Raw genomic sequence first — 25,479 nt, forward strand, 5'->3', positions numbered from 1 at the left:
ACCACGCATAAGGCTTACGCCACCCGTGGGCGACGCCGGGGGCTGGCCAGGACGCGCCTTAGTACGCACCAGGCGGCGAAGCCAGCCATCAGATTGCCGATGGCGGCCCCGGCGGCAAGCCCGAGGAACCCACCCAGCCAGGCCCCCAGCGCCAGGCAGGGCAGATAGAAGACGAACAGCCGCGCCCCCGACATCAGCATGGCACGCAGCGGCCAGCCCAGGGCATTGCCCGCCGAGACCACGATCATGCAGACGCCAAGGGCCGCATAGCTGGGCAGCAGGAAGCGGATCAGCAACGCCAGGTCATCGCGCACCTCGGGGTTGCCGGACAGGGCCAGCGCCACCCAGGGGGCGGCCGCGGCCATCAGCAGGCCAAGCGCCAGCTGCCAGACGACGATGACCCGCAGCGCCAGGCGCATCAGACGGTGTATCTGGCACCAGTCCCCGGCACCATAGCAACGCCCCAGCCAGGGCGGCAGCGACATGGTCATGGCCAGCACCACCATCAGCGACAGGGTCTCCAGGCGGCTGGCCAGGCCCCAGGCGGCCACCTGAGCCTCCCCCTGGCTCGCCACCACGGCGATCGCCAGCATTGCCGCCAGTGGCGGCATCAGCTGGCTGACCATGGCCGGCCCGGCGATGCCGGCGAAGGGTCTCGCCGAGACACGCAGCTCCTCGAGCAGACCCTCCCGGCTCAGCCAGTCCGTGCGGCCAACCTGCCACCCCAGCACCAGCAGGCCGGTGCCGAAGGCGATCACCGTGGCCCAGGCGGCACCCGGCAGCCCCAGCCCCTCCCAGGAGCCGATGCCAAAGATCAGCAAGGGGTCGAGGAGCAGGTTCACCAGGCTGGTCATCACCATCATGCTGCCCGGCAGGCGCGTATTGCCGTGGGCCCGAAACAGGCTATAGCCGAAATAGATGGCCGCGCCCAGCCAGGCGGCCAGCAACTGAGGCGCCCAGTAGTCGCGAATCAGCTCGAGCGCCGAGGCATCGGCTCCCAGCCGCAGGAATATCGGCTCCTGAAGGGCCCACAGGGCCAGCGCCAGCAGCCCGATGACCACCGTACCGACCACCAGCACCAGGCTCCCCAGGCGTCGTGCACGGGCGGCGTCGCCGGCGCCGAGGGAGCGCGAGATCTGTGCGGCGATCGCGATCCCCATGCCCACCTGAACACCGATGATCAAGAAACTGAGCGGGAAGGTGAAGGACTGAGCCGCCAGCGGCGCGGTACCCAGCCGCGCGATAAAGGCGCTGTCGACCAGCTGGAAGCCGAGTAGCGAGAGCGCACCGATGGCCATGGGCCAGGTCTGGCGCCACAGGGTCACGCCGAGCGCGTTAGGAGAGCCAGAAGAGACAGAAGATGGGGAAGAGTCGGTTCGAGTCACACGGGCTCCGGATCGAGGGATGGGGGGCGGGATTCTACGCCAGAATGGCTCGCCCCTCAGCTGGAAAGGCCCGAGGGAGTGGCGGACATGCCGATCACCAGGCGCTCTATCTCCCCTGGCGCCATCGGTGCGAAGAAATAGAAGCCCTGCACCAGGTCGCAGCGCATCTCGCGGATCAGGGTCAGCTGCTCGAGATCCTCGACCCCCTCGGCGACCACCTCGAGGCCCAGCCGATGGCCGATGAAAACGGTGGCCTCCATGATGGCACGATCCTCGGGCTGGGTCGGAGCGTCACGCACGAAGGCACGATCGATCTTCAGTGCCGTCACCGGAAAACGCTTGAGATAGCTGAGCGATGAGTAGCCGGTGCCGAAGTCATCGATGGCGATACGAAAGCCACGATGGTAGAGCCGCTGCAACCCCTCGAGAACGCGCTGATCGGCGTCGATCAACACATTCTCCGTCAACTCCAGGCCTATGTCCCGGGGGCCAAGGGCGAAGCGCTCGAGACACTCATCCAGCCGCGCGAACAGATCCGGGCTGTTCATCTGGCTGCCGGAGAAGTTGATATCGATGCGCCCCACCTCCAGGCCGGCCTTACGCCATGCCGCGCGTTGACGACAAGCCTCCTCCATGACCCAGTCACCGATACGGTGAATCAAGCCGGACCGCTCCGCCAGAGGGATGAACTCGGTTGGTGATACCGGCGGCCCATCGGCGGGGTACCAGCGCAGCAGCGCTTCGAGGTTCTCGAGCCGACCGCTCGCCGCCGAGACCTGAGGCTGGTAGTGCAGCATCAGCTCGCCTGCCTCCACGGCCCGCTCGAGCCGATCGGAGAGACGGTGCTGGTAGAGCAGCTCGTCGTGAAGGCGTTGGTCGAAGTAGACCACCTCTCCGCGCCCCTTCAGCTTGGCGCGGTTCTTGGCCACATCGGCGCTGCGGATCAGTTCAGCGGCACTCTCGCCATTGGTGGGGAAGACACTCACCCCCAGACAGGCGGTCAACTTGCGCGATGCCTCCTCCAGCGCAAAGGGGGAGCGCAGCACCTGCTGGACCTTGAGCACCAGCCGCGGGATATCCTCTTCGCCGGCAATACCGGGGAATGCCAGCAGGAACTCATCGCCGGAGGCGCGAGACATGAGATCCGTGCAACGTAGCCCCTGGTCGAGCCGGGTGGCCAGCTGCAGCAGCAGCCGGTCGCCCTCCTGGTAACCCAGGGTGTCGTTGACCTCCACGAACCGGTCAATATCGAGATAGACCAGCACCAACAGCATGCCTTGTGCCTGGGCGTCCTTCACCGCCGCGGACAGCTGCTCCTCGAAGTATTCGCGGTTGGGCAGCTGAGTCAGGCGATCGAAGCGTCTGGCGAAGTCCAGCTCACGGTGGGCCTGCTTCTGCTCCGACAGGTCCACGTCGACACAGAACATCAACGGCTCATCGGTGTGCTCGTTGAGCATCACATGGTGCGAGAAGACGGGCACGAGCTCACCACTGCGGTGACGAAGCTCCAGCTCTTCGGCGGGAATCTCCTGTCCCTCCTCGATCCAGGCGCGATGGGCCGCGATCAGGCCATCGCGCATGTCGTCGGGAATGATCAGCTCCTCCAGAGCTCGCCCGAAGACTTCCTCGGCGGTATAGCCATACAGATGAGTGCTGGCCTCATTCCAGTAGATCACTCGGCGATGTCGGTCATAACCCTGTACCGCCACCTTGGGAAGGCTCTCCAGCAGGGCACGAAAGCGCTGCTCACTCTCCAGGTACTGACGACGGACCCGGCTGGCCTCATCCACCGAGGCCGCGACCTGGTCTGCCAAGCGAGAGCCCCGGTGGTGACGAGCTGCTCGCCGGCGTCTCAACCATTGCTTGAGGCGTGATTGGAGTCCACTCATTCCGGCTCTCGTTATCGCGTTGCCCCTGACACCAGACGGTCAGGGCGGTATCGGGGAGGTCCTCTCATTTCAGAATGAGAATATCTCATCCCCACCCTCCTGCCCAATGCCAGCTTCGCCGGCCGCAGACGGACAAACTTACACTGCCCGCTCGTCGCGGTGGCCGCGCCACTCGAGAGAGTACGCACGACCCGCGGCGATTCACGTCCGCCGGCAGCATGACCGGCATTTCAGGCCATAGAGCCAAATATCTCAGGAGAGACAACATGAAACATGACATCCTCAAGTCCAGCCACATCACCGGCACACACCCTCACCCCGCGCAGGCCGACTACTGGTCCCGTGCAGTGCATGAGTCGCTTGCCCAGCAGGACTGGTGCCAGGCCGACATCAGCGAGCAGATCGACCTGGCGGCCTGGCAGGGGTTCGTTGATGACCTGCCACGGGACCCCTATGTCAACCAACGCTGGAAGCGCATGTCATGGCTGGCCCTGACAGCATCCGGAGACGTGACAAGCCTGGGTGAATGTCCCATGGCCCAGGGCGGCGCGTTCAATGATGCCGAGAGCATGGCCGACAAACTGCGCTACTATGCGCCGCTGACCGACGCGTTCCTCTCACGACCGGACGTCAAGGCCTTTGTCCGCGGCTGGGCGGGACTCTGGAACCTAGGGGCGGGCGAGCCCATCCTGATGCAGATCACCGGCGTACGCGGCAAGGGTCAGGTTGACCCCCTGCAGGGCCAGGGGATCCACGCCGATGGCTGCAAGGCGCTGAGCATCATGGTGGTCAACCGCGAGAACGTCACCGGAGCCGAGAATCATCTCTATCTCGACAAGGCCGGCCAACACCCGATCGCGCATACCACTCTGGCCCCTGGCGAAGTGCTGCATCTGCGAGATGACCGCATCTATCACAGCGTGGATGGCATCCGCCAGCTCGATGAGGCGCGCCCCTTCGAGCGTTTCATCATCATCATCAACAGTCGCTTCGTGGATGAGTTCCAGAATCGCATCCTGCGGCGTCACTTCCCCGAGGCGGTGCTGCATTCGCCGCGCGGATAGTAGCTGGAAGAAGGAGTAGCCGAGAGCAGGCCGAGCGGCCTGTCCCGCAGGGGAACTCGCTTCCCCTTGACGCAAGAACCGCCCCCGGCCGAGGCCGGGGGCGGTTCCTTTCCACGCGGTATGTCTCGCGCTGCTAGCTAACGCAACTGTCTCACGCAGGACGGCAAAATGCGGCTCACTGGCGCACGCCCTCGAAGGTGACGTAGAGCTCGAGCTCATGCATCACCTCGGGGAAGTCCCCCATATCGATGCCATAATCGGCAAGCTCCAGGGTGGTGCTGCCCTCGAAACCGGCACGGTAGCCGCCCCAGGGATCCTCTCCCTCACCCAGCAGGGTGACCGGCATCTCGATCTCTCGTGTCTCGCCATGCAGGGTCAGCTCGCCAGTCAGCACCCCTTCACCCTCACCGCTCGGCTCGAAGCCGGTGGAGCTGAAGGTGGCGGTGGGGTACTCACCGACATTCAGGAAATCATCGCTCTTGATATGCTTGTCACGCTCGGCGTGATTGCTGTTCAGGCTGGCGACCTGCACCTCGAGCTGAGCACTCGCGGACTCGAGATTCTCGGGGTCGTACTGGAAGCTGCCGCCGAACTCCTCGAAGCTGCCGAGGATATAGGAGTAGCCAAGATGGCTGATCTTGAACTGGATAAAGGCATGCTGCCCTTCGCTGTCGATGGCGTAGTCGGCGGCCTGGGCCTGACTGACACCCATCAGGGCGGTAGCGCTCAGCGCGGCAACAATGGCACTCTTCTTGAACATTGACATTGACTCCTGTTGGTACAAGACACGTTGAGGAATACTTCTCACGAAACGAAATCGGTCAGCGCCGCCCCAGCCGGGGGTCGATCATCCGGCGAAGCACCGCGTTGCGGTCGACCAGGTGGTGCTTGAGGGCCGCGGCGGCGTGACCGGCGGACAGGATCATCAGCGCCAGGGCGGCATACCAGTGCACCTCACCGGCCACGCTGGCCTGGTTGGGCAGACCACTGATCAGCGCCGGCACCGTGAACCAGTCGAATATGGCGATGCCCTTGCCATCGGCGGTGGAGATCAGATAACCACTGACCAGCACCACCAGCATCAGCACATAGAGGCCGACATGCCCGAGATGGGCGGCCAATCGCTCCTGGGGGCGCCCCTGAGCGAGAGGCGTCGGATTCACCAGACGCCAAACCAGGCGCAACAGGGTGGCGAAGAGCACCAGCATGCCCAGTGAACGGTGCCACCAGGGTCCCAGGTTGTACCAGGGGTCATAGTAACCCAGGCCGGTCATCCACCAGCCCAGAACAAACAACCCGATGATGGCGACCGCCAGGGTCCAGTGCAACAGAATGCTGACGACTCCCCAGCCCTGATGGGTATTACGCCACATGATGCCTCCCGACCTGATTTCCATAAGCCTGTAATCGATGGATAAAGGCTACCCGAATCCACCCTTCGAATCTGTTGAATAAAGCCAAATACTTCATTCGATAAAAACGATGTTTACAAGACCGGCACAGCCAACGGCGCCCGTACCGAGTCTCCTCGCCCGGCAGGGCTATCGCAGTTACCGAAACTAAGGGGCGCTGGGGACAAGCCGAAGAGGAGGTCCGAGGACCAGAGACGGCCGAGGTAGCGTACAGGGAGGTATTTACAGCGCCTCCTCGTCGGTCCGGCGCTCCGGGGCTTGTCGCCAGATCAGCCCCGGCTACGTATCTGCCAAGCTAACTGCAATAGCCCAACCCGGCACGGGCGTCAGAACGACGGTCGGAATCAGATCAGGGCGTCGAGTCCACGGGCCAGATCGCCACGAATATCCTCGACCGCCTCGAGCCCTACCGCGACACGGATCAGCCCCTCGGCGATACCCGCCGCCGACTTCTGGGCGTCGCTGAGGCGAGCATGAGTGGTGGTGGCGGGATGGGTGATGGTGCTCTTTACATCCCCCAGGTTGCCGGTGATGGAGAGCAGATGGGTCGCATCGATCACCGACCAGGCGGCCTCGCGCCCCCCCGCGACCTCGAACCCAAGCACGGCGCCGAAGCCCCGCTGCTGGCGTGCGGCCAGGGCATGCTGGGCATGACTGGCGAGGCCACTGTAATGGACGCGGGTCACCGCCGGGTGCGATGCCAGCCACTCGGCCAGGACCTGAGCGCTCTGGCAGTGGGCCCGCATGCGCAGCTCCAGTGTCTCCAGCCCCTTGGTGAAGATCCAGGCATTGAACGGACTCAGGCAGGGACCACAGGTCCGCACCACTCCGAATACCTCCTCCAGTTCCCGATCGCGCCCCACCACGGCGCCACCGACCGCCCTGCCCTGTCCGTCCAGGTACTTGGTGGCGGAGTGGATCACCAGATCGGCCCCCAGGGTCAGGGGACGCTGCAGCGCCGGAGTCAGGAAGCAGTTGTCGATGGCCAGCAGGGCCCCGTGACGATGGGCGATCTCGGCCAGCGCGGCGATATCCACCACCTCGGAGAGCGGGTTGGAAGGGGTCTCGGCGAACAGCAGCCGGGTAGCGGGCGTCATCGCCGCCTCCCAGGCCTCGAGGTTCGACAGCTCCACATAGCGGGTGGTGATGCCCAGCTTGCCCAGATACTTGTCGAACAGGCTCACCGACGAGCCAAACAGTGAGCGCGAGGCAACGATCTCGTCACCGGCCGAGAGCAGCGCCAGGGCCGTGGAGAGAATCGCCGCCATGCCGGAACTGGTCGCCACGCAGCGCTCCCCCCCCTCCAGTGCCGCCAGGCGGCGCTCGAAGGTACGCACCGTGGGGTTGGTGAAGCGCGAATAGATATTGCCGGGCTCCTCGCCTCCGAACTTGCGCGCCGCCTCGGCGGCGCTGCCATAGACGAAGCTCGAGGTAGGGAAGATCGGCTCGCTGTGTTCCTGCTCGCCGGTACGGTCGTGGCCGGTACGGATCGCCAGGGTCTCCAGCGCCCAGGGTGAGGCGCTATCGTGTTCGTCATGCATGCGGATCAGCCTCAGTCGTCGATGTCATCGTCGAGGTTGTGGGTACCGACCAGGGCGTGGTCACCCGCGCTCTGCTGCTTGGCATCATCGTTGCGCGAGGCCTCGAGCGCGGCCAGGTAGACATCGTCGATATCACCGGTCACGTAGTTGCCATCGAACACCGAACAGTCGAAGGCATCCAGGGCCGGGTTGGCCTCACGGCAAGCGGCCTTCAGATCGTCCAGATTCTGGTAGAAGATGCGATCGGCGCCGATCAGTTCTCCCACTTCGGCCTCGCTGCGTCCATGGGCGATCAGCTCACCGGCCGAGGGCATATCGATGCCGTAGACATTGGGATAGCGCACCGGCGGCGCCGCGGAGGCGAAGTAGACCTTGCGGGCGCCGGCCTCCCGCGCCATCTGGATGATCTGCTTGCAGGTGGTCCCCCGCACGATGGAGTCATCCACCAGCAGCACGTTCTTGTCCTTGAACTCGACGCCGATGGCATTGAGCTTCTGTCGCACCGACTTACGCCGCTGGGTCTGGCCCGGCATGATGAAGGTCCGCCCGATATAGCGGTTCTTCATGAAGCCCTCGCGGTAGGTCACCCCCAGGTGCTGGGCGAGCTCCAGCGCCGAGGTGCGCGAGGTGTCCGGAATCGGGATCACCACATCGATATCATGCTCCGGCCACTCGCTCTGGATGCGATCCCCCAGCTTGCGGCCCATATGCATACGGGTACCGTAGACATAGGCGCCGTCGAGGATCGAGTCGGGACGCGCCAGATAGACATGCTCGAAGATGCAGGAGGTCAGCTGGGGAGCATCCGCGCACTGCTGGGTATAGATCTTGCCCTGCATGTCGACGAAGATCGCCTCGCCCGGGGCCAGGTCCCTTTGCAGCTCGAAGCCCCCCACGTCCAGTGCCACCGACTCGGAGGCGATCATCACCTCCTGACCGGCCCCCTCGTCACGAGTACCGAACACCACCGGGCGGATACCATGGGGATCGCGGAAGGCCACCAGGCCCACGCCATTGATGATCGATACCGCCGCATAGCCACCCCGACAGCGCCGATGGACGCGGCGCACCGCGTCGAAGACATCGCCCGCCCCCAGGTGCAGCCCCTGCTTGCCCAGTTCATGAGCGAAGACGTTGAGCAGCACCTCGGAGTCGGAGCTGGTATTGATATGGCGCAGATCGGAGGAGAACAGCTCCTGCTTGAGCTGGTCGGAGTTGGTCAGGTTGCCGTTATGGGCAAGCGCGATGCCGTAGGGGGAGTTCACGTAGAACGGCTGGGACTCCGCCTCGCTGGAGGAGCCTGCGGTGGGGTAGCGAACATGACCGATGCCGAGGTTGCCCTTCAGACGCGTCATATGGCGGGTATGGAAGACATCGCGTACCAGTCCATTGCTCTTGCGCAACAGGAAGCGGCCCTCGTGCCAGGTCATCATGCCGGCGGCGTCCTGTCCGCGATGCTGTAGCACCGTCAAGGCATCATAGATGCCCTGGTTCACCGCCTGCTTGGCCATCAGGCCCACAATACCGCACATTCCACCTTACCTCGCTTTCCTGGAACTTGCCTTGACTGGTAGCCAGGCTATCGCATGTAGCTCGGGGCTTGGTCTGGTGGCAAGCCCCGGAGCGCCTGACCGACGAGGAGGCGCTGTGAACCCTTCCCTGGGCGCTACCGACGCCATCCATGGCGTAGGACCTCCTCTTCGGCTTACCCCCAGCGCCCCTTGCTTTGTGTAACTGCAATAGTCCTGGATGGGTAACTGCTATTTAGAACCGCGGAAGGCCCTGAGGGCGCCGCGGAAAAATTAACTCTCGGGGGACGTCGTGACTCTCTGCGTGGTGGCGTCACCACCCGGCAGGGACAGCTCATCGAGCGATGTCGGCGCCTCGGGGATGCGGCCATCCCAGGCCTCGAAGTGGCTCACCGCCCAGTCGCGCAACTGCTCGAGATGGGGGCGCAATACCGCGTCCTGCCAGGCCTCGAGCCTGGCCAGTGGGGTCAGGCCGATCACGATGGTCACCAGCACCAGGATAGCGGCCCCCTTGGCCACCCCGAAGGCCGCCCCCAGCAGACGGTTGACCAGACCCATGCCGACCCACTCCACGGCGGCCTGCACCAAACGAATGATGATGCCGCAGGCCAGGACGACACCGAGGATGACCAGCACGAAGGCCAGCACCAGGCGGCCATCGGGACTGTCGATGACACCCGCCAGCAGATCGGCCACCGGCTGTGCGAACATCCGTGCCGCCAGCAGCGCCACGACCCAGGCCCCCAGGCCCAGCGCTTCACGCACCAGGCCACGCAGCAGGCCGGTAATGCCGGTCACCGCGAGCAGCGCGATAAAGATCCAGTCGAGCCAGGTCAGGGTCATGTCACTCCTTCACCCGGACCAGCAGGCCCTGTAGGTTGACCCGCGACTTGACCTCGGCGACCGCTCGCTCACCGGCTTCCGAGGTGGCAAAGGGACCCACATAGACGGTCGTGAGATCGTTGCCCCGTGGGCGGCTGTAGGCATTGAAGCCCTCGTCACGCAGCTGGGCCAGCAGCCTCTCGACGTTGGATGACTTGCCGAAGCTGCCGACCTGAACGGCCCACTCGCCCTGCGCCACGGCCGGCTCCACCGACTCGCTACCCGACTGGCTGGAGGTCGAGGGGCGCTCGGCCATGCGCTGGTCGGCCGCCCGCGCCAGTTCGGCGATGGGGTCGACGGCAGGCGCGGTATCGGCCGGCTCCTGAGTGGAGTTCTGCTCGGCGGACGACGGCTCGTTAGAGGCCTGCCCGCTGGGGACCTGTTCGCTGGATGCCGCCTCGTTCTGCCCCGACGCCTCTGTCGAGGCGATTCGGGAGGAAGGCGTACCGTCGTCGGGCAGGAGACGGGGGGTGGGAGCTGGAATCTCGATAGAGGTCTCGCCGCCCGACAGGCTGGCCGGCGGCTTGGGGTCGGCCACATCGTGGCGTTCGACCTCGATGGGTGCCTCGATGCTAATCGACGGCTCTGGGCGTCCGTCACGCGGCGCCGGCTCATCGAACAGCATGGGCACGAAGATTACCGCCAGGGCGATCAGGATCACCGCGCCACTCAGGCGCTCACGCATACCATACTTCACGGGGCTACCTCCCTGGAGCTCTGGTCCGTGTCAGTCTGTACCGATTGCTCGAGACTCGCCAGCCGCTGCAACACCTCACCTACCGTCAGGAAGGAGCCACATACCAGCACACGGTCCTCGTCACCCAGCCGCGTCGACAGCCACTCCACGGCCTCGCCGGGAGACAGGGCGCGATGCAGCACGGATTCGCCCTGGGCGGCGAGCCGTTCGGCCAGTTCATAGGCACTGCGGGCGCGATCCCCCTCGAGGCTCGCCGGTACCCAGCCATCCACCACCGGCGCCAGGGCGGCGATCACTCCATCGGCATCCTTGTCGCCCAGCATCGCCAGCAGCACCAGGGTACGCCCACCACAGGGGCGAGCCTGGAGCCGCCTGGCCAGATAGGTGGCGGCATGCGGGTTATGGCCCACATCCAGGCACCACCGGCCCCACCACTGCATGCGCCCGGGCAGCCGAACGCTCGCCAGTGCCTGACGGCATGCACCGGGCTCCAGAGGCACATCGGCCAGGCCGAGGGCCTGTAGCGCGGTGGCGGCATTATCCAGGGGCAGGCCAGGATCCGGGAGATCACTCAGGAAGGCGGCGGGGTCAGACCCCGAGCCCCCGGGGTCTGACCCCGCAGGCAACCCGACTGGCACTCCCCTCCAGCACCACCCATCGCCCTCGCCCTCGCGGACAAACGACTCACCCAGCGCGTGGATAGGGGCACCGATCCGGTCGGCGGTCTCGCGCACGCTGGCCGGCAGTGTGCGACTGCCCAGCACCGCGGGGCGTCCGGTACGCATGATCCCGGCCTTTTCACGGCCGATCTGCTCGAGATCGGTACCGAGAAAGGCGGCATGATCCTGAGCCACGGTGGTCACCACCGCCACATCGGGGTCGATGATATTGACCGCATCGAGCCGTCCTCCGAGGCCCACCTCGAGAATGGCAAGATCGGGGGGGCGACGGGAGATGGCCCATAGGGCCCCCAGCGTCCCCACCTCGAAGTAGGTCAGGCTGATCGCCCCCCCCGCCTGACGCGCCTGTTCCACCGCCTCGAACCCCGCGGTCAGTGTCGCGTCATCCGCCTCCTCGCCATCGAGACGCAGCCGCTCGTTGTAGCGAACCAGATGAGGGGAGGTGTAGGTCGCCGTGGTCAGGCCATGGGCGCGTGCCAGGGCCTCCAGCATGGCCACCGTGGAGCCCTTGCCATTGGTGCCGGCCACGGTGATCACACGCCTGGCCAGGGGGCCATCCAGCAGATGCAGGCGTCTGGCGACCTCGGCCACGCGCTCGAGGCCAAGGTCGATCCCCACGGGGTGGGCGGCCTCGAGACGCGCCAGCCAGGCGTCAAGAGTGGTGGGCAGCGCCTCGCTCATGGGGTGTCAGCGCCGCTCGTCGGCGGGTGCATCATCACTCGTTGACGAAGCGTCATCGGCACCGGTTTCCGGCACCTCGGCCTGAGCGTCGACGACCGCCGATTCGGCGTCAGCGAGAGACTCGCCCTGCCCGGCCTCTTCCAGCAGGTCGGGAGTCGGACCGACCGCCAGCTCGGGCTCTCCGATGGCGGGCTGATGGGTCAGCTTGCGCAGCACCCGGCCCAGGCGATGACGGATATCACGACGGTGAACGATCATGTCCACGGTGCCGTGCTCGAGCAGGAACTCGCTGCGCTGGAAGCCTTCCGGCAGCTTCTCGCGTACCGTCTGTTCGATGACCCGCGGACCGGCGAAGCCGATAAGGGCGTTGGGTTCGGCCACGTTGAGGTCGCCGAGCATGGCCAGGGATGCCGAGACCCCGCCGAAGACCGGATCGGTCAGCACCGAGATATAGGGCACCCCGGCTTCCTTGAGCTTCTCCAGCGCGGCCGATGTCTTGGCCATCTGCATCAGCGAGAACAGCGCCTCCTGCATGCGCGCGCCGCCGGAGGCGGAGAAACAGATCAGCGGGATCTCCTCCTCTCGAGCCAGGGTCGCGGCGCGTACAAACTTCTCGCCGACCACCGCCCCCATGGAGCCCCCCATAAAGGAGAACTCGAAGGCCACGGTTACCACCGGCAAGCCATCCAGGGTACCGCGCATGGCGATCAGGGCATCCTTCTCGCCGGTCTCCTTCTGGGCCGCCGCCAGGCGGTCCCGATACTTCTTGGAGTCACGAAACTTGAGGCGGTCGACGGGCTCGACCTCCGCGGCGATCTCCTCTCGTCCCTCCTTGTCGAGGAACCAGTCGAGGCGCTTGCGGGCGGTCAACCGCAGGTGATGATCACACTTGGGGCAGACGTTGTGCTGTTTCTCGAGTTCGGGAAGGTAAAGCACCGACTCGCACTTGGGACACTTGCGCCACAGCCCGTCGGGCACGCTTGCACGGCGGTCTTGGCGCTGGATACGCCCAATGGAGGGCACGATCTTGTCTAGCCAGCTCATGTCAGAAAGGGTCCGTGTTCGTGTCGGCGCCCGGGAAGGCCCCGGGCGCGTGAATCGATTCGTGTTGCCACTACTTAATTAGGCGCTCAGGGCGTCCAGGGCCTGACGCATCTCGCCGAGTACCGCCTTGAGCTCGGCGGGAATCGCCTTGGGGGTGTCGGCATTCGCGGCGATGCGGCTGACCAGTGCCGAACCGACGATGACCCCGTCGGCCACCTTGCCCACCTCGGCCGCGGAGGCGCCGTCACGGATACCGAAGCCCACGCACAGCGGCAGATCGGTCATGCGGCGCAGCGGCGCCAGATGGTCGGCCACATCCGTGGCATTGAGGATGGCAGACCCGGTAACGCCCTTGAGGGAGACGTAGTAGAGATATCCCTCCCCATGGGCGCATATTGTAGCGGCCCGCTCCTCGGAAGTGGTAGGTGCGACCAGGAAAATCGAGGCGAGGCCGCGAGATTTCAACAGCGGCCCCAGCTCCTCGGCCTCCTCCGGCGGCATGTCCACCGTCAGCACGCCATCGATGCCAGCCGCGGCGGCCTGGTCGGCGAAGGCTTCCAGACCGATACGCTCCATGGGATTCAGGTAGCCCATCAACACGACCGGGGTCGTGGTGTCGCTCTGGCGAAACTCCTGCACGATCTCGAAGAGGTGAGAGAGACGCACGCCACGCTTGAGCGCGCGCTCACAGGCCTTCTGGATCACCGGCCCGTCGGCCATGGGGTCGGAGAACGGCACCCCCAGCTCGATGATATCGGCCCCCGCCTCCACCAGGGCATGCATGAAGCCCAGGGTGTGCTCGGGACCGGGGTCGCCGGCGGTGATAAAGGGAATCAGCGCACGGCGCCCCTGGGACTTGAGTTCGGCGAAGCGTTGGTCGATACGATTCATGGTCTGGCCCGTCATCTAGAATTCGATCCCGTCGAGGTTTGCCACCGTCATGATGTCCTTGTCGCCGCGCCCCGAGAGGTTGACGACGATATTCTGGTCGGGGCGCAGGGTGGGGGCGAGCTTCTTGGCATAGGCCAGGGCATGAGCCGACTCCAGAGCCGACATGATGCCCTCAATGCGGGTCAGCTCGCGAAACGCCTCGAGCACCTCGTTGTCGTTGGCGGCCACGTAGTTGACGCGCCCGAGATCCTTCCACAGCGCATGCTCGGGACCGACCCCGGGATAGTCGAGGCCCGCCGAGATGGAGTGGGTATCGGAGACCTGCCCGCCCTCATCCGACATCAGATAGGTACGATTGCCGTGAAGCACCCCGCGTGGCGCCCCGGAAGAGAGCGGTGCCGCGTGGCGCCCCGTCTCGACACCATCGCCACCGGCCTCCACGCCATACATGACGACGCCATCATCCTCCACGAAGGGATAGAACAGCCCCATGGCATTGGAGCCACCGCCCACGCAGGCGATCAGGGCATCGGGCAGGGCGCCGAACTCCTCGAAGGATTGGCGGCGCGCCTCGCGACCGACCACGGCATTGAAGTCGCGGACCAGCATCGGATAGGGGTGCGGGCCGGCCACGGTGCCGATGATATAGAAGGTATTGTCGACGTTGGTGACCCAGTCCCGCAGCGCCTCGTTCATGGCGTCCTTGAGGGTGCGCGTGCCGGACTCCACCGGAATGACATTGGCCCCCAGCAGGCGCATGCGATAGACATTGAGCTTCTGACGCTGCACGTCCTCGGCCCCCATGTAGACATCACACTCGAGCCCCAGACGAGCCGCCACGGTCGCGGTGGCCACGCCGTGCTGACCGGCACCGGTCTCGGCGATGACCCGCGGCTTGCCGCTCTTCTTGGCGAGCAGCGCCTGACCGATGGTGTTGTTCACCTTGTGGGCGCCGGTGTGGTTGAGGTCTTCACGCTTGAGCCAGATCTGTGCCCCACCGAGCTGCTTCGACCACCGCTCGGCATGATAGAGCGGAGAGGGCCGGCCTACATAGTGGGCCAGGTCGTAGTCGAATTCCGCCAGGAACGCCGGATCATCACGAAGACTCAGGTAGGTCTTCTCCAGCTCATCCAGGGCGAAGCTCAGGGTCTCCGAGACGAACCGGCCGCCATAGGGGCCAAAGTGGCCACGGGCATCCGGCAGTCGGGTCAGGTCACTGAACTTGCTCACGAAAGACACCTCACAGGTCGCCATTGGGCTTAGGTTTATAGGGGCTTAGGGTTATAGGAACTTGGGATTACAGAAGCTTGAGGTTACAGAAAATCGATTGTCGGCAAATCGAGCTCGCGGCACTCAGCATCGGCCGTCGCCATCGAGGACCGCGCCCATGAAGGCCGCCATGCGCGACACCTCCTTGACGCCCGGAGCGGCCTCGATACCGCCGGAAACATCCAGCGCGAAGGGGGCGACCGCCGCGATCGCCTCGGCGGCATTGGCGGCACTCAAGCCTCCGGCGAGAATAACAGGTTTTGCCAGGCTTGAGGGGATCCGCGACCAGTCGAAGGTCTCCCCGGTTCCCCCCGGCACACCCGGTCGATAGGCATCGAGCAGCAGCGCCCGCGCCCCGGCGTAGGCCTCGGCGGCAGCGACCAGATCGAGGTCCTCGCGCATGCGCAGCGCCTTGATCCAGGGCAGCGGCGCGGCGGCACACCGCTCGGGCGTTTCATTGCCATGGAACTGCAGCAGGTCGAGATGGGGGGCACAGCGCGCGACCCACTCGGGCTCGGCATCGACGAACAGCCCCACTCGGGTGACGAAGGCCGGCACCCGAGCGGCGAGCTCGCCCAGACGACTCTCATCGATGGCACGCCTGCTGCCTGGCCAGAGCACGAAGCCGAGGGCATCGGCACCCGCCGCCACCGCGGCTTCCACATCCTCGATGCGAGTCATGCCGCAGAACTTCACCCGGGTCCGATGCATCATGTCGCCTCCTGTTCGAGCGCCAGGGGGCGGCCGCGACGAAACGCCACCATGGGGCAGTCCGGAAGCGCACGTTCGCCGCTCCACTCCCCAAGAAAGGCCAGCAGGTTCGGCCCCAGCGGCTCCCTGGGCAGCCCCCACTGCTCGTCATAGAGCGAGTCCACGAAGTGCAGGCCGCAGGCCGGCGCCGTCACATCGGCAAGGCTGCGATCCTTCAGCGCCATCAGCTCGGCCAGGTAGTCATCACCTCGTTCGCCACGCCCCACCGTCACCAGGGCACCGACGATATTGCGGATCATATGGTGCAGGAAGGCGTTGCCCTGGACATCGACCACCACCAGGGGTCCGTGGCGGTGTACCTCGATAAAGTGCAGATGCCGCCAGGGAGTCTTGGACTGACAGCCGGCGGCACGAAAGCTCGAGAAGTCATGCTCGCCCACCAGAGCCTGGGCGGCACGATGCATGGCATCGGCATCCAGCGGGTCGCGGCACCAGGTCACGTTGGCACGCTCCAGCACCGGGCGGCTCGGCTGATTGAGCAGCACGTAGCGATAGCGGCGCGCCAGGGCCTTGAAGCGTGAATGAAACTCATCGGGCACTTCGGTGACCCAACGCACGGCGATGTCTCGCGGCAGGTTGGCATTGGTGCCGAACACCCAAGCCTTCTGGGAGCGCGGCACCGGCGCATCGAAGTGTATAATCTGACGGGTGGCATGGACGCCCGAGTCGGTGCGCCCGCTGGCATGCACCTTGACCCGGTGGCTTGCGACCCTGCCCAGCGCATCCTCGAGCGAGGCCTGCACCGAGGCAGCGTGCTTGAGGCGTTGCCAGCCACAGTAGGCGCTACCGTCATATTCGACCCCCATGGCCAGGCGTCCGGTCATGGGGGTACGTTCGTCGAGGCGTTGGAAGAGGGTCATGCGGTGATCAGGCATCCAGTCGTCTAAGCAGCGCCAGGGCATCTGCACGGGTCGCCGGGTCGCCATTGCGACTCAGCTCGTCGAGCAGCTCACGGGCCCGACCCGCTTCACCGGTATCGAGCAGGCGCTGGGCGGCGCTGATGGAAAATTGACTATTATCCGTCTGAAGCGGCGGGAAGGAAACCTCTTCCACCTCCCAATTATCGGCAAATGCCCGATCGGCCGGCGTCCCGACATCACCACGGCCCAGGTTCTCACCCCTCTCGAAGCCCGCGTCCTTTTCGGCTACACCAAGCCCCTCGGTAGTGAACTCGACGCTGGGCTGCATGGGGGTCTCCTCGCGAGAGGGGGCTGGCGAGTCGAGGGCCGGCGGACGGTAGTCGAGCATCTCGTGGTCGTTATCGAGGCGACGGCTGGTCACACCGAGCGACGACGATGACTCCTCGGGCTCGGCGGCAACAGGCTTCGATACGGACTCTGGCTCTGTCTCCTGCCCTCTCCCGGCTCCGGGCGCTCGCTCGGCCCCTGACTGACGCTCGGATTCCGGGCCAGGGCCTTTCTCAGGCTCAGCCGCGGGCTCTGAAGGCGCCTCCTCCCCGACCGGGGACGCCATCCCTGCCCCTGCGGGCCTAGGACTGCCAGTGCTTTCCGGGCGTTCATCGGGCAGGGACTCGCTGACCGGTGGGGGCGATTCATTATCGGTCGCCAGGGGCGGTGTCTCGGTCTCCGCCGCCCCATCGCCGGGCGGCTGGTCGAAGAGCCTCGGCGGCAACGCCGCCGCCTCACCGAAGTCGGCGGGCTCCCCTCGATCCTCGCCAGCCGGCACCTCGCCCCTCGATGCCGCGGCAAGGCCATATTGCGCCATCAGGCGCTCGGCCTCCTCGGCCATCGCGGGGGTGCCGACCACCATCAGCTTTTCTGCCTGGCGCTCGGCCGCCTGATAACTGCCGAGCTCCAGATAGACCCCCAGCAGCTTGAAGCGCAGGTCATCGCGCTCGGGCTCACGCTCGAGATTGTCCTCCAGCAGCTCACGGGCCTGATCATAACGACCATAGGCAATATAGATATCGGCCTCGTTGACGGCCTCGGCCTGGAGAAGATTGGCGCTCATCGTGCTTTCATTGGCCGCGGCTATCGTCGGCGAGGTCGCCTGGGTTGGAGAGGCGGCACCCGGGGTGGCAACACGAATCACGCCGGCTTCCGAAGAGCGCCCCTCTCCACCGGCGCGCCGGCGTCGCAGCACTAGCCACAGCGCCAGAAGAGCGGCCAGGCCGGCCCCACCCAGCACCAGGTTGCGATCCCACTCGCCCGGGTAGAAACCACCCCACCAGGGCATCTCCTGTTCATTGACGGAGGCAGCATCCAGGCCTCCTACGGCGCCCGGCCCCTGAACGCCCGTTCCATCGGCCGTCAACGCGGCCAGCTGATCGCGCAACGTCGCCAGCTCGTCACGCATGTCGCCGAGCTCATCTTCCAGCGCATTACGCTCCGCCTGTACCGCTTCCAGCTGAGCCTGGCTCTGCCGCCAACGCTCTTCCAGGCGCACCAGGCGTTGATCCTCGGTAAGCCCCCCCTCGGCATGGAGCGCCTCGGAGAGCTCGGGGTCGATATCGAACGGCGACGAGGCGTCAGCCTCGGCCAGGGCCGGTGCCGGGTTTTCGGCCGCACCGTCGCCACCGTTCTCGGTCGATACCGCCGTGTCGTCCGTCTCGCTGGCGCCCTGCTCCGCCGCCACCTGGGCGTCGGTGAGCAGGGTCAGGCGAGGCTCGGCGCTCTCGTCGACCGAAGCGCTCTCTTCGGCTGCTGTGGGTTCAGCCTGGGCGACGTCAGTGGCAGGCGCATCGGTGGCAGACACATCAGCGTTCGCCGCTGACTCACCCCCCTCCACAGAGGAGACCTCGGTCTGACGGGGTGCCTCCTGGGTGGCGGCGACGGCACGCTCGGCGACGCCTCGGGTGGCGTCCAGAGGCACCCGCGCCGGGGCTCCCCTGCCGCGATTGGCCCAGGCCTGATTCATGGCACTGACAACACGCTCCGCCTCCGCCGGTGAGCGTGAAACGATCGCGGCGCGACCGGGCACCGACAGGGTGACACCCGCGCGCATGGCATTGATATTGCCTGAAGGGAAGGCCTCGGGGTTCGCCGCCACCAGCGCCACCATCATCTGCTTCATGCTGATGCCGCTGTCCGGCCTCAGACGACCCGCCACCCCCCAGAGGGTATCGCCGCTGCGTACCCAGGCAGGTTCCCTGCTTGTGGAAGCGGCCGACCGGGCTACCCCCGAAGATGGAGTCGAGGACTCCGGCCGGCGATCTCCCGGGGTCGGCGTGGAAGCCGCCACGCTTCTCGAGCTGCCGGTCACCAGTGCCGGCATCTCGGCGTAGTTGGGGGGGTCGAGCAGCATCGTCACCTCACGCACCATCTGACCCGACGGCCACTCCAGCTCCAGCAGCAGGTCCAGCCAGGGTTCACGCACCGGGCGCTCGGTGGTGAAGTCGACATACAGCCGTCCCTGACGACGCTCGACGCTGAGCCCCACACTGGCGGCAAGTGAGGTACGAGCCAGGCCTGCCGCATCATAGGCCCGCTCGCCGGCCACGGAGACATTGAGCAATCCTGGCTGGATGCCGGCGGCATCCACCAGAGGCACCGAGGCTCGCAACGGCGTATTGAGAGTCGAACGCACGACTACCTCTCCCAGCCCAAGAGCCAGCGCCATGGGGCTGGTGGCGGAGAGCGATAGCAGCATGGCGAGTGTCAGCTTGCGTTTCATGTGCTTCCCTTACCAACGACGGCAGAATCGAATGCGTCGTATCAGTCGAGGCAGAGCCGTTATGCCAGATACCATTACTGTCTGTGTACCACAAACCTGATACCTATGCGTCCCGCCGCATCAACCTTTGGGCCTTGACAAGCCGCCGGCAAAGAACCAAGAAAAGCGGGGAGTCTCTCTCGAGACTCCCCGCATCGCACAAGTGCGGTACCGCGAGGCGTTACTGCTGCTTGAGGATCATCAGCATCCGCTTGAGCGGCTCGGCGGCCCCCCACAGCAGCTGGTCCCCGACGCTGAAGGCGGAAAGATACTCACCGCCCATGGCCAGCTTGCGCAGGCGCCCCACCGGCACGCTCAGGGTGCCGGTGGCGGCGGCCGGTGTCAGGTCACGAATGGTCGCCTCCTTCTCGTTGGGCACCACCTTGACCCACTCATTATGCCTGGCGAGACGGTCCTCGATCTCGTCGAGGGGCACATCCTTCTTCAGCTTGATGGTGAAGGCCTGGCTGTGGGAGCGCATCGCGCCGATACGCACGCAGAGCCCATCGATGGGAATGGGGTTGTCCTGGAGACCGAGGATCTTGTTGGTCTCCACGGAGCCCTTCCACTCCTCGCGGCTCTGGCCGTTGTCGAGCTTGCTGTCGATCCACGGCAGCAGGCTGCCGGCCAGCGGCGCGCCGAAGTTATCGGTGGGGAAGTCGCCGGAGCGCATGGCCGCGGTGACCTTGCGATCGATATCGAGGATGGCACTGGCCGGGTCGGCCAGCTCGCCGGACACGCTGTCACGCAGACTGCCCATCTGGTTGAGCAGTTCACGCATATGCTTGGCACCGGAGCCGGACGCCGCCTGATAGGTCATGGAGGTCATCCACTCGATCAGGTCGGCCTCGAACAGCCCGCCGAGGCCCATCAGCATCAGGCTGACGGTGCAGTTGCCGCCGACGAAGGTCTTGGCGCCCTTGGCCAGCTGTGCGTCGATGACGCCACGGTTGACCGGGTCGAGCACGACGGTGGCCTCGTCCTCCATGCGCAGGGTGCTGGCGGCATCGATCCAGTAGCCCTTCCAGCCACCCTGACGAAGATCGGCATAGACCTTCTTGGTGTAATCGCCGCCCTGACAGGTGACGACCACATCCAGCGCCTTGAGCGCGTCGAGGTCGAAGGCATCCTTGAGCGGCGGCACTTCCACACCTACGTCGGGACCGGCCTGGCCGACCTGGGAGGTGGTGAAGAAGACCGGCTCGATGCCCTGGAAGTCACCATCCTCGACCATGCGCTGCATGAGTACCGAGCCCACCATGCCGCGCCAACCAACGAAACCGACTTTCAACATGTGAAGTCCTCCAGAAATCGAATGTGCTACGTATTATACAGAAAGCGGGCCCACCTCGCAGGCGGGCCCGGTCATCATAAGCTCGAGGCTCCGGCGCCTTTCGCAACGCCATCAGCTAGAGGCGTCTCAGAGCGCCTCGAAGGCGGCCAGCACCGCATCCCCCATCTCGCTGGTGGAGACGGTACGGGTGCCCTCGGAGGCGATATCGGGGGTTCTCAGGCCATCGTCGAGCACCTTGCCCACGGCCTCTTCGATGCGAGCGGCCAGGGCCGGCGCGTCCAGGGAGTAGCGCAGCATCATGGCCACCGAGAGGATGGTCGCCAGGGGGTTGGCCACGTTCTGGCCGGCGATGTCCGGGGCGCTGCCGTGGCAGGGCTCGTACATGCCCTGGCCGGTCTCGTTGAGCGAGGCCGAGGGCAGCATGCCGATGGAGCCGGTCAGCATGGCGGCGGCGTCGGAGAGGATATCGCCAAACATGTTGCCGGTGACCACCACATCGAACTGCTTGGGGGCACGTACCAGCTGCATGGCGGCATTGTCGACGTACATATGGGAGAGCTCGACATCCGGATACTCCGGCGCCAGCCGCTCCATTACCTCACGCCACAGGATGGTCACCTCGAGCACATTGGCCTTGTCCACGGAGCAGAGCTTCTTGTTGCGCTTCTGCGCCATCTCGAAGGCGACCCGGCCGATACGCTCGATCTCGCCCTCGCTGTAGACGTAGGTGTTGAAGCCGACCCGCTGCCCGTCACGCTCCTCGATGCCCCGCGGCTGACCGAAGTAGATGCCACCGGTCAGCTCGCGCACGATCATGATATCGAGACCGGCGACCAGCTCACGCTTGAGGCTCGAGGCCTCAGCCAGCTGCGGATAGGTGATCGCCGGGCGCAGGTTGCCGAACAGACCCAGCTGCTTGCGCACGCCGAGCAGCCCCTTCTCGGGGCGCTTGGCGAGATCCTCGATCTTGTCCCATTTGGGACCGCCGACCGCACCGAGCAGGATGCCGCGAGCGGCCCTGGCCTTCTCGAGGGTCTCGGCGGGCAGCGGCTCGCCGTGGGCATCATAGGCGGCGCCGCCCAGCAGCCCCTCCTCGACCTCGACATCGAGGCCGCGGGCCTGACAGGCGGCCAGAATACGGCTGGTCTGGGCGGTGATCTCGGGGCCGATGCCATCGCCCGACAGTACCAGAATTTTCTGCGTCATCTTTGCTTCCTTGTATGAACCACCTCCGGAACGGGGCTTTTCCGGCGACAAGCCTGCGAGGAGGCGCTGTGAATACCTCCCTGTACGCTACCGACGCCATCCATGGCGTAGGACCTCCGCTTCGGCTTGTCCCCGGCGCCCCTCCCCCGCAAGGCGGCCAGTCTATGTCATTAGGCCTGAGCCACCAGGGCATGGGCGCCGTCGCGGATCTGCCCCGCTTCCCGCCGACAGGTGCGAGAAGTATCAGGCCTGCGTGCTATCGCGGAACAGCCACGGACGCGCTTCACGATGCCTTGCCTCGAAGGCGCGAATGGCATCCTCATCCTTCAGGGTGATGCCGATATCGTCGAGCCCCTCGAGCAGGCAGTGCTTGCGGAAGGCATCCACCTCGAACTCGATGGCCTCGCCCGAAGGCGTGGTGATGCGCTGGTTCTCAAGATCCACGTCCAGGGCATAGCCTTCATTGGACTCTACCTCCTGGAACAGGCGCTCCACCGTCTCCTCGGGCAGGGTCACCAGCAGCAGGCCGTTCTTGAAGGCGTTGTTGTAGAAGATATCGGCGAAGCTCGGTGCGATCACCACCCGAAAGCCGAAGTCCTCCAGCGCCCAGGGGGCGTGTTCGCGAGAGCTGCCACAGCCGAAGTTGCGGCGCGCCAGCAGCACGCTGGCCCCCTGATAGCGCGGCTGGTTGAGCACGAAGTCGGGATTCAGCGGGCGCTGGGAGCAGTCCTGGCCGGGATAGCCCTCGTCGAGGTAGCGCAGCTCGTCGAACAGATTGACGCCGAAACCGGTGCGCTTGATCGACTTCAGAAACTGCTTGGGAATGATCAGGTCGGTGTCGACGTTGGCCCGATCGAGGGGCGCGACGATGCCGGTGGTGCGTTCAAACTTGTTCATGATTCAGGCCTCCTGCGCCTGGGCGTCGTCGTTGGCGGCGCCATCGTTGCCAAAGCCGCGCACATCCACGAAGTGGCCCGCGATGGCGGCGGCGGCGGCCATCGCCGGGCTGACCAGGTGGGTGCGCCCCCCGTAGCCCTGACGACCCTCGAAGTTGCGGTTGGAGGTGGAGGCACAGTGCTCGCCCGCGCCGAGCTTGTCGGCGTTCATGGCCAGGCACATGGAGCAGCCCGGCTCGCGCCACTCGAAGCCCGCCTCGATAAATATCTGGTCGAGGCCCTCGGCCTCGGCCTGACGCTTCACCAGGCCGGAGCCCGGCACCACCATGGCCAGCGTGATGGAGTCGGCCACCTTCTTGCCGCGGGCCACCTTGGCCGCCTCACGCAGATCCTCGATGCGCGAGTTGGTGCAGGAGCCGATAAACACCTTGTCGAGGCGGATATCGGTGATCTTCTGGCGCGGCTCGAGCCCCATGTACTCCAGTGCACGCGTATAGCCATTACGCACGCTGTCGTCGCTCTGGGCGGCCGGGTCAGGCACCTCGCCGGAGACGCCGGTGACCATCTCGGGGCTGGTACCCCAGCTCACCTGAGGCTCGATCTCGGCGGCATCCAGGGTCACCACCTTGTCGAACTCGGCATTCGCGTCGGAAACGAGCCCGCGCCAGTCGGCCACCGCGGCCTCCCACTGCTCGCCTCGGGGGGCGTAGTGGCGGTCGCGCAGGTAGTCGATGGTCTTGTCGTCGACGGCGATCAAGCCGACCCGGGCACCCGCCTCGATGGCCATGTTGCACACGGTCATGCGCCCTTCCATGGAGAGGCTCTCGATGGCACTGCCGGCGAACTCGATGGCGTAGCCGGTGCCGCCGGCGGTACCGATCTTGCCGATGATCCCCAGCACCACATCCTTGGCGGTGACGCCGGCACCCAGCGTGCCCTCGACGCGCACCTGCATGTTCTTCATCTTCTGGGCCAGCAGGCACTGGGTGGCGAGCACATGCTCCACCTCCGAGGTGCCGATGCCATGCGCCAGCGCGGCGAAGGCGCCGTGGGTGGCGGTATGGGAATCACCGCAGACCACGGTCATGCCCGGCAGCGTCGCGCCCTGCTCCGGCCCCACCACATGGACGATGCCCTGGCGCGGGTCGTTGATCTTGAACTCCTCGATGCCGAACTCGCTGCAGTTGTCATCGAGGGTCTGAACCTGGATCAGCGATACCGGATCCTTGATCCCGGCATTGCCTTCGGCGCGCTCCTTGAGGGTGGTCGGCACGTTGTGGTCGGGCGTGGCCAGGTTCGCATCGATGCGCCACGGCTTGCGGCCCGCCAGGCGCAGCCCCTCGAAGGCCTGGGGCGAGGTCACCTCATGGAGGAGCTGACGGTCGATGTAGATCAATGCGGTGCCGTCATCGCGCTCCTTGACGAGATGCTGCGACCACAGCTTGTCGTAGAGTGTCTGGCCTGCCATATCGTTTCTCCCGGGCCTGAAGCCCTGTGCTTTTTCAGTCGGTCTTGGAAGCGCCTTGATACACTTTCCAGGAGCGGCTTCTCCGGCGACAGGCCTCTGCGGGGGCGCTGTGAATACTTCCCTGTACGCTACCGATGCCATCCATGGCATAGGACCCCCGCTTCGGCCTGCCCCGGCGCCGCTCCAGCCGGTCAAGGGGGCCTGACCCCACGGCGCTCCAGTCTTGGCGCTTTAGGGCTAGTCTCCCGCCCCTCGCCCATAAAATCAATTCATGTTATTTATGTATTGCATTCCTACATGGAATCCGAAATGGAGGCGCCGTGGATACCCAGAGCCTGCAGGCCTTCCTCGCCGTGGCCGATAGCGGCAGTTTCTCTCGCGCGGCGGAGCAGCTGCATCTGACCCAGCCGGCGGTCAGCAAGCGCATCGCCGTGCTCGAGAATCAGGTCGACGCCCGGCTGTTCGACCGCATCGGTCGCCGCGTCACCCTGACCGAGGCGGGACGCGTGCTGCTGCCCCGCGCCCGGGAGATCTTGGTGATGGTCAACGACAGTCGCCGTGCCCTTGGCAACCTGGCCGGCGCCGTGGGCGGTAGCCTGACCCTGGCCACCAGCCACCATATCGGCCTGCATCGCCTGCCGCCGCTGCTCAAGTCCTACACCCGCGCCCATCCCGACGTGCGCCTCGACCTGCACTTCCTCGACTCCGAAGAGGCCTATCAGGGCGTGCTGGATGGCTCGCTTGAGATCGCCGTGGTCACCCTGGCGCCTCACCCGGACGCCCAGCTCGAGGCCGTGCCGCTGTGGACCGACCGTCTCTGCTTTGTCTGTGCCCATGACCATCCGCTGGCCCGGCGCCGGCACCTGGCCCTAGAGGAGCTGTGCGACTTCGACTGCGTGCTGCCCGGGCCGCTGACCTTCACCCGCGGCCTGATCGAGGCGCGCTTCGAAGCCGCCGGCCTGCGCCTGCCACCCACGCTTTCCACCAACTATCTAGAGACACTGAAGATGATGACCGCCATCGGCCTGGGCTGGAGCCTGCTGCCGGAGCGGCTGGTGGCCGGTGAGTTGCACGAGTTGGTGGTCGATCATTCGCCGATCCATCGTCCGCTGGGCTATCTGGTACATCGCAACCGCACCCTATCCAATGCTGCGCAGGCAATGCTCGCGGCGCTGGAGGCGGCACGGGAGCGCAGGATTCGTTAGACT

The 25,479-nt window shown here is 65.6% G+C and carries 21 protein-coding genes; 2 read left to right on the forward strand and 19 right to left on the reverse strand.

All coding sequences use genetic code 11. The features are described from left to right. Nucleotides 1–14 precede the first annotated feature (14 nt). Together RM463_RS02230 and RM463_RS02235 are read right to left on the reverse strand one after the other, a co-directional pair. Nucleotides 15–1,298, reverse strand: a complete 1,284-nt coding sequence (locus RM463_RS02230; protein WP_311429117.1) for an MATE family efflux transporter — start codon at nucleotides 1,296–1,298, stop codon at nucleotides 15–17. 143 nt (nucleotides 1,299–1,441) lie between these two features. Beyond that, nucleotides 1,442–3,199, reverse strand: coding sequence for an EAL domain-containing protein (locus RM463_RS02235; protein WP_311428808.1), 1,758 nt, complete (start codon nucleotides 3,197–3,199; stop codon nucleotides 1,442–1,444). A gap of 341 nt (nucleotides 3,200–3,540) precedes the next feature. Between RM463_RS02235 and RM463_RS02240 the strand changes: the two genes are divergently transcribed. Next, nucleotides 3,541–4,338 (forward strand): 2OG-Fe dioxygenase family protein, encoded by a 798-nt coding sequence (locus RM463_RS02240; RefSeq protein WP_311428809.1) that lies wholly within the window; start codon nucleotides 3,541–3,543, stop codon nucleotides 4,336–4,338. A 175-nt stretch (nucleotides 4,339–4,513) separates the two neighbouring features. Here RM463_RS02240 and RM463_RS02245 read toward each other — a convergent pair whose 3' ends face one another. The 17 genes from RM463_RS02245 to leuC form a co-directional block, all read right to left on the reverse strand. Continuing rightward, entirely contained in the window at nucleotides 4,514–5,098 is a 585-nt protein-coding gene (locus RM463_RS02245) for a YceI family protein (RefSeq protein ID WP_311428810.1), read from the reverse strand. Nucleotides 5,099–5,159: 61 nt separating this feature from the next. Then, the gene (locus tag RM463_RS02250; RefSeq protein ID WP_311428811.1) at nucleotides 5,160–5,711 is read right to left on the reverse strand and encodes a cytochrome b; all 552 of its coding nucleotides are present in this window, start codon (nucleotides 5,709–5,711) and stop codon (nucleotides 5,160–5,162) included. Nucleotides 5,712–6,094: 383 nt separating this feature from the next. Next, a complete protein-coding gene (locus RM463_RS02255; protein ID WP_311428812.1) occupies nucleotides 6,095–7,291 on the reverse strand; it encodes an O-succinylhomoserine sulfhydrylase in 1,197 nt (398 codons plus the stop codon). 11 nt (nucleotides 7,292–7,302) lie between these two features. Then, nucleotides 7,303–8,823 carry an amidophosphoribosyltransferase gene (gene purF / locus RM463_RS02260; RefSeq protein WP_311428813.1) on the reverse strand — a complete coding sequence of 507 codons (1,521 nt, stop codon included), beginning with the start codon at nucleotides 8,821–8,823 and terminating at the stop codon, nucleotides 7,303–7,305. Between the two features lie 270 nt (nucleotides 8,824–9,093). Continuing rightward, nucleotides 9,094–9,663: a CvpA family protein gene (locus tag RM463_RS02265; RefSeq protein ID WP_195688223.1), complete on the reverse strand. Its 570-nt coding sequence runs from the start codon at nucleotides 9,661–9,663 to the stop codon at nucleotides 9,094–9,096. 1 nt (nucleotide 9,664) lies between these two features. Next, complete coding sequence (locus RM463_RS02270) at nucleotides 9,665–10,399, reverse strand: SPOR domain-containing protein (RefSeq protein ID WP_311428814.1); 735 nt, start codon at nucleotides 10,397–10,399, stop codon at nucleotides 9,665–9,667. Continuing rightward, entirely contained in the window at nucleotides 10,396–11,760 is a 1,365-nt protein-coding gene (gene folC, locus RM463_RS02275; protein WP_311428815.1) for a bifunctional tetrahydrofolate synthase/dihydrofolate synthase, read from the reverse strand. Before folC ends, RM463_RS02270 begins: the two co-directional genes overlap by 4 nt. A gap of 6 nt (nucleotides 11,761–11,766) precedes the next feature. After that, complete coding sequence (gene accD, locus RM463_RS02280; protein WP_311428816.1) at nucleotides 11,767–12,804, reverse strand: acetyl-CoA carboxylase, carboxyltransferase subunit beta; 1,038 nt, start codon at nucleotides 12,802–12,804, stop codon at nucleotides 11,767–11,769. A 78-nt stretch (nucleotides 12,805–12,882) separates the two neighbouring features. Beyond that, entirely contained in the window at nucleotides 12,883–13,695 is an 813-nt protein-coding gene (gene trpA, locus RM463_RS02285; protein WP_311428817.1) for a tryptophan synthase subunit alpha, read from the reverse strand. A 15-nt stretch (nucleotides 13,696–13,710) separates the two neighbouring features. After that, nucleotides 13,711–14,925 carry a tryptophan synthase subunit beta gene (trpB, locus tag RM463_RS02290; protein WP_311428818.1) on the reverse strand — a complete coding sequence of 405 codons (1,215 nt, stop codon included), beginning with the start codon at nucleotides 14,923–14,925 and terminating at the stop codon, nucleotides 13,711–13,713. A gap of 123 nt (nucleotides 14,926–15,048) precedes the next feature. Continuing rightward, on the reverse strand, nucleotides 15,049–15,678 hold the full coding sequence (locus tag RM463_RS02295) for a phosphoribosylanthranilate isomerase (RefSeq protein ID WP_311428819.1): 630 nt from the start codon (nucleotides 15,676–15,678) through the stop codon (nucleotides 15,049–15,051). After that, nucleotides 15,675–16,595 (reverse strand): tRNA pseudouridine(38-40) synthase TruA, encoded by a 921-nt coding sequence (truA, locus tag RM463_RS02300; protein ID WP_311428820.1) that lies wholly within the window; start codon nucleotides 16,593–16,595, stop codon nucleotides 15,675–15,677. Before truA ends, RM463_RS02295 begins: the two co-directional genes overlap by 4 nt. Before the next feature lie 7 nt (nucleotides 16,596–16,602). Then, a complete protein-coding gene (locus tag RM463_RS02305; protein WP_311428821.1) occupies nucleotides 16,603–19,368 on the reverse strand; it encodes a FimV/HubP family polar landmark protein in 2,766 nt (921 codons plus the stop codon). A gap of 220 nt (nucleotides 19,369–19,588) precedes the next feature. Then, complete coding sequence (gene asd, locus RM463_RS02310) at nucleotides 19,589–20,701, reverse strand: aspartate-semialdehyde dehydrogenase (protein ID WP_311428822.1); 1,113 nt, start codon at nucleotides 20,699–20,701, stop codon at nucleotides 19,589–19,591. A gap of 126 nt (nucleotides 20,702–20,827) precedes the next feature. Further along, complete coding sequence (gene leuB / locus RM463_RS02315) at nucleotides 20,828–21,907, reverse strand: 3-isopropylmalate dehydrogenase (protein ID WP_311428823.1); 1,080 nt, start codon at nucleotides 21,905–21,907, stop codon at nucleotides 20,828–20,830. 243 nt (nucleotides 21,908–22,150) lie between these two features. After that, nucleotides 22,151–22,804, reverse strand: a complete 654-nt coding sequence (leuD, locus tag RM463_RS02320) for a 3-isopropylmalate dehydratase small subunit (protein WP_311428824.1) — start codon at nucleotides 22,802–22,804, stop codon at nucleotides 22,151–22,153. Between the two features lie 3 nt (nucleotides 22,805–22,807). After that, on the reverse strand, nucleotides 22,808–24,271 hold the full coding sequence (gene leuC / locus RM463_RS02325; RefSeq protein ID WP_311428825.1) for a 3-isopropylmalate dehydratase large subunit: 1,464 nt from the start codon (nucleotides 24,269–24,271) through the stop codon (nucleotides 22,808–22,810). 320 nt (nucleotides 24,272–24,591) lie between these two features. Between leuC and RM463_RS02330 the strand changes: the two genes are divergently transcribed. Continuing rightward, complete coding sequence (locus RM463_RS02330) at nucleotides 24,592–25,476, forward strand: LysR family transcriptional regulator (RefSeq protein WP_311428826.1); 885 nt, start codon at nucleotides 24,592–24,594, stop codon at nucleotides 25,474–25,476. Nucleotides 25,477–25,479: the final 3 nt, after the last annotated feature.

The sequence above is a fragment of the Halomonas sp. LES1 genome (genome assembly GCF_031846005.1).
Lineage (GTDB): Bacteria > Pseudomonadota > Gammaproteobacteria > Pseudomonadales > Halomonadaceae > Halomonas.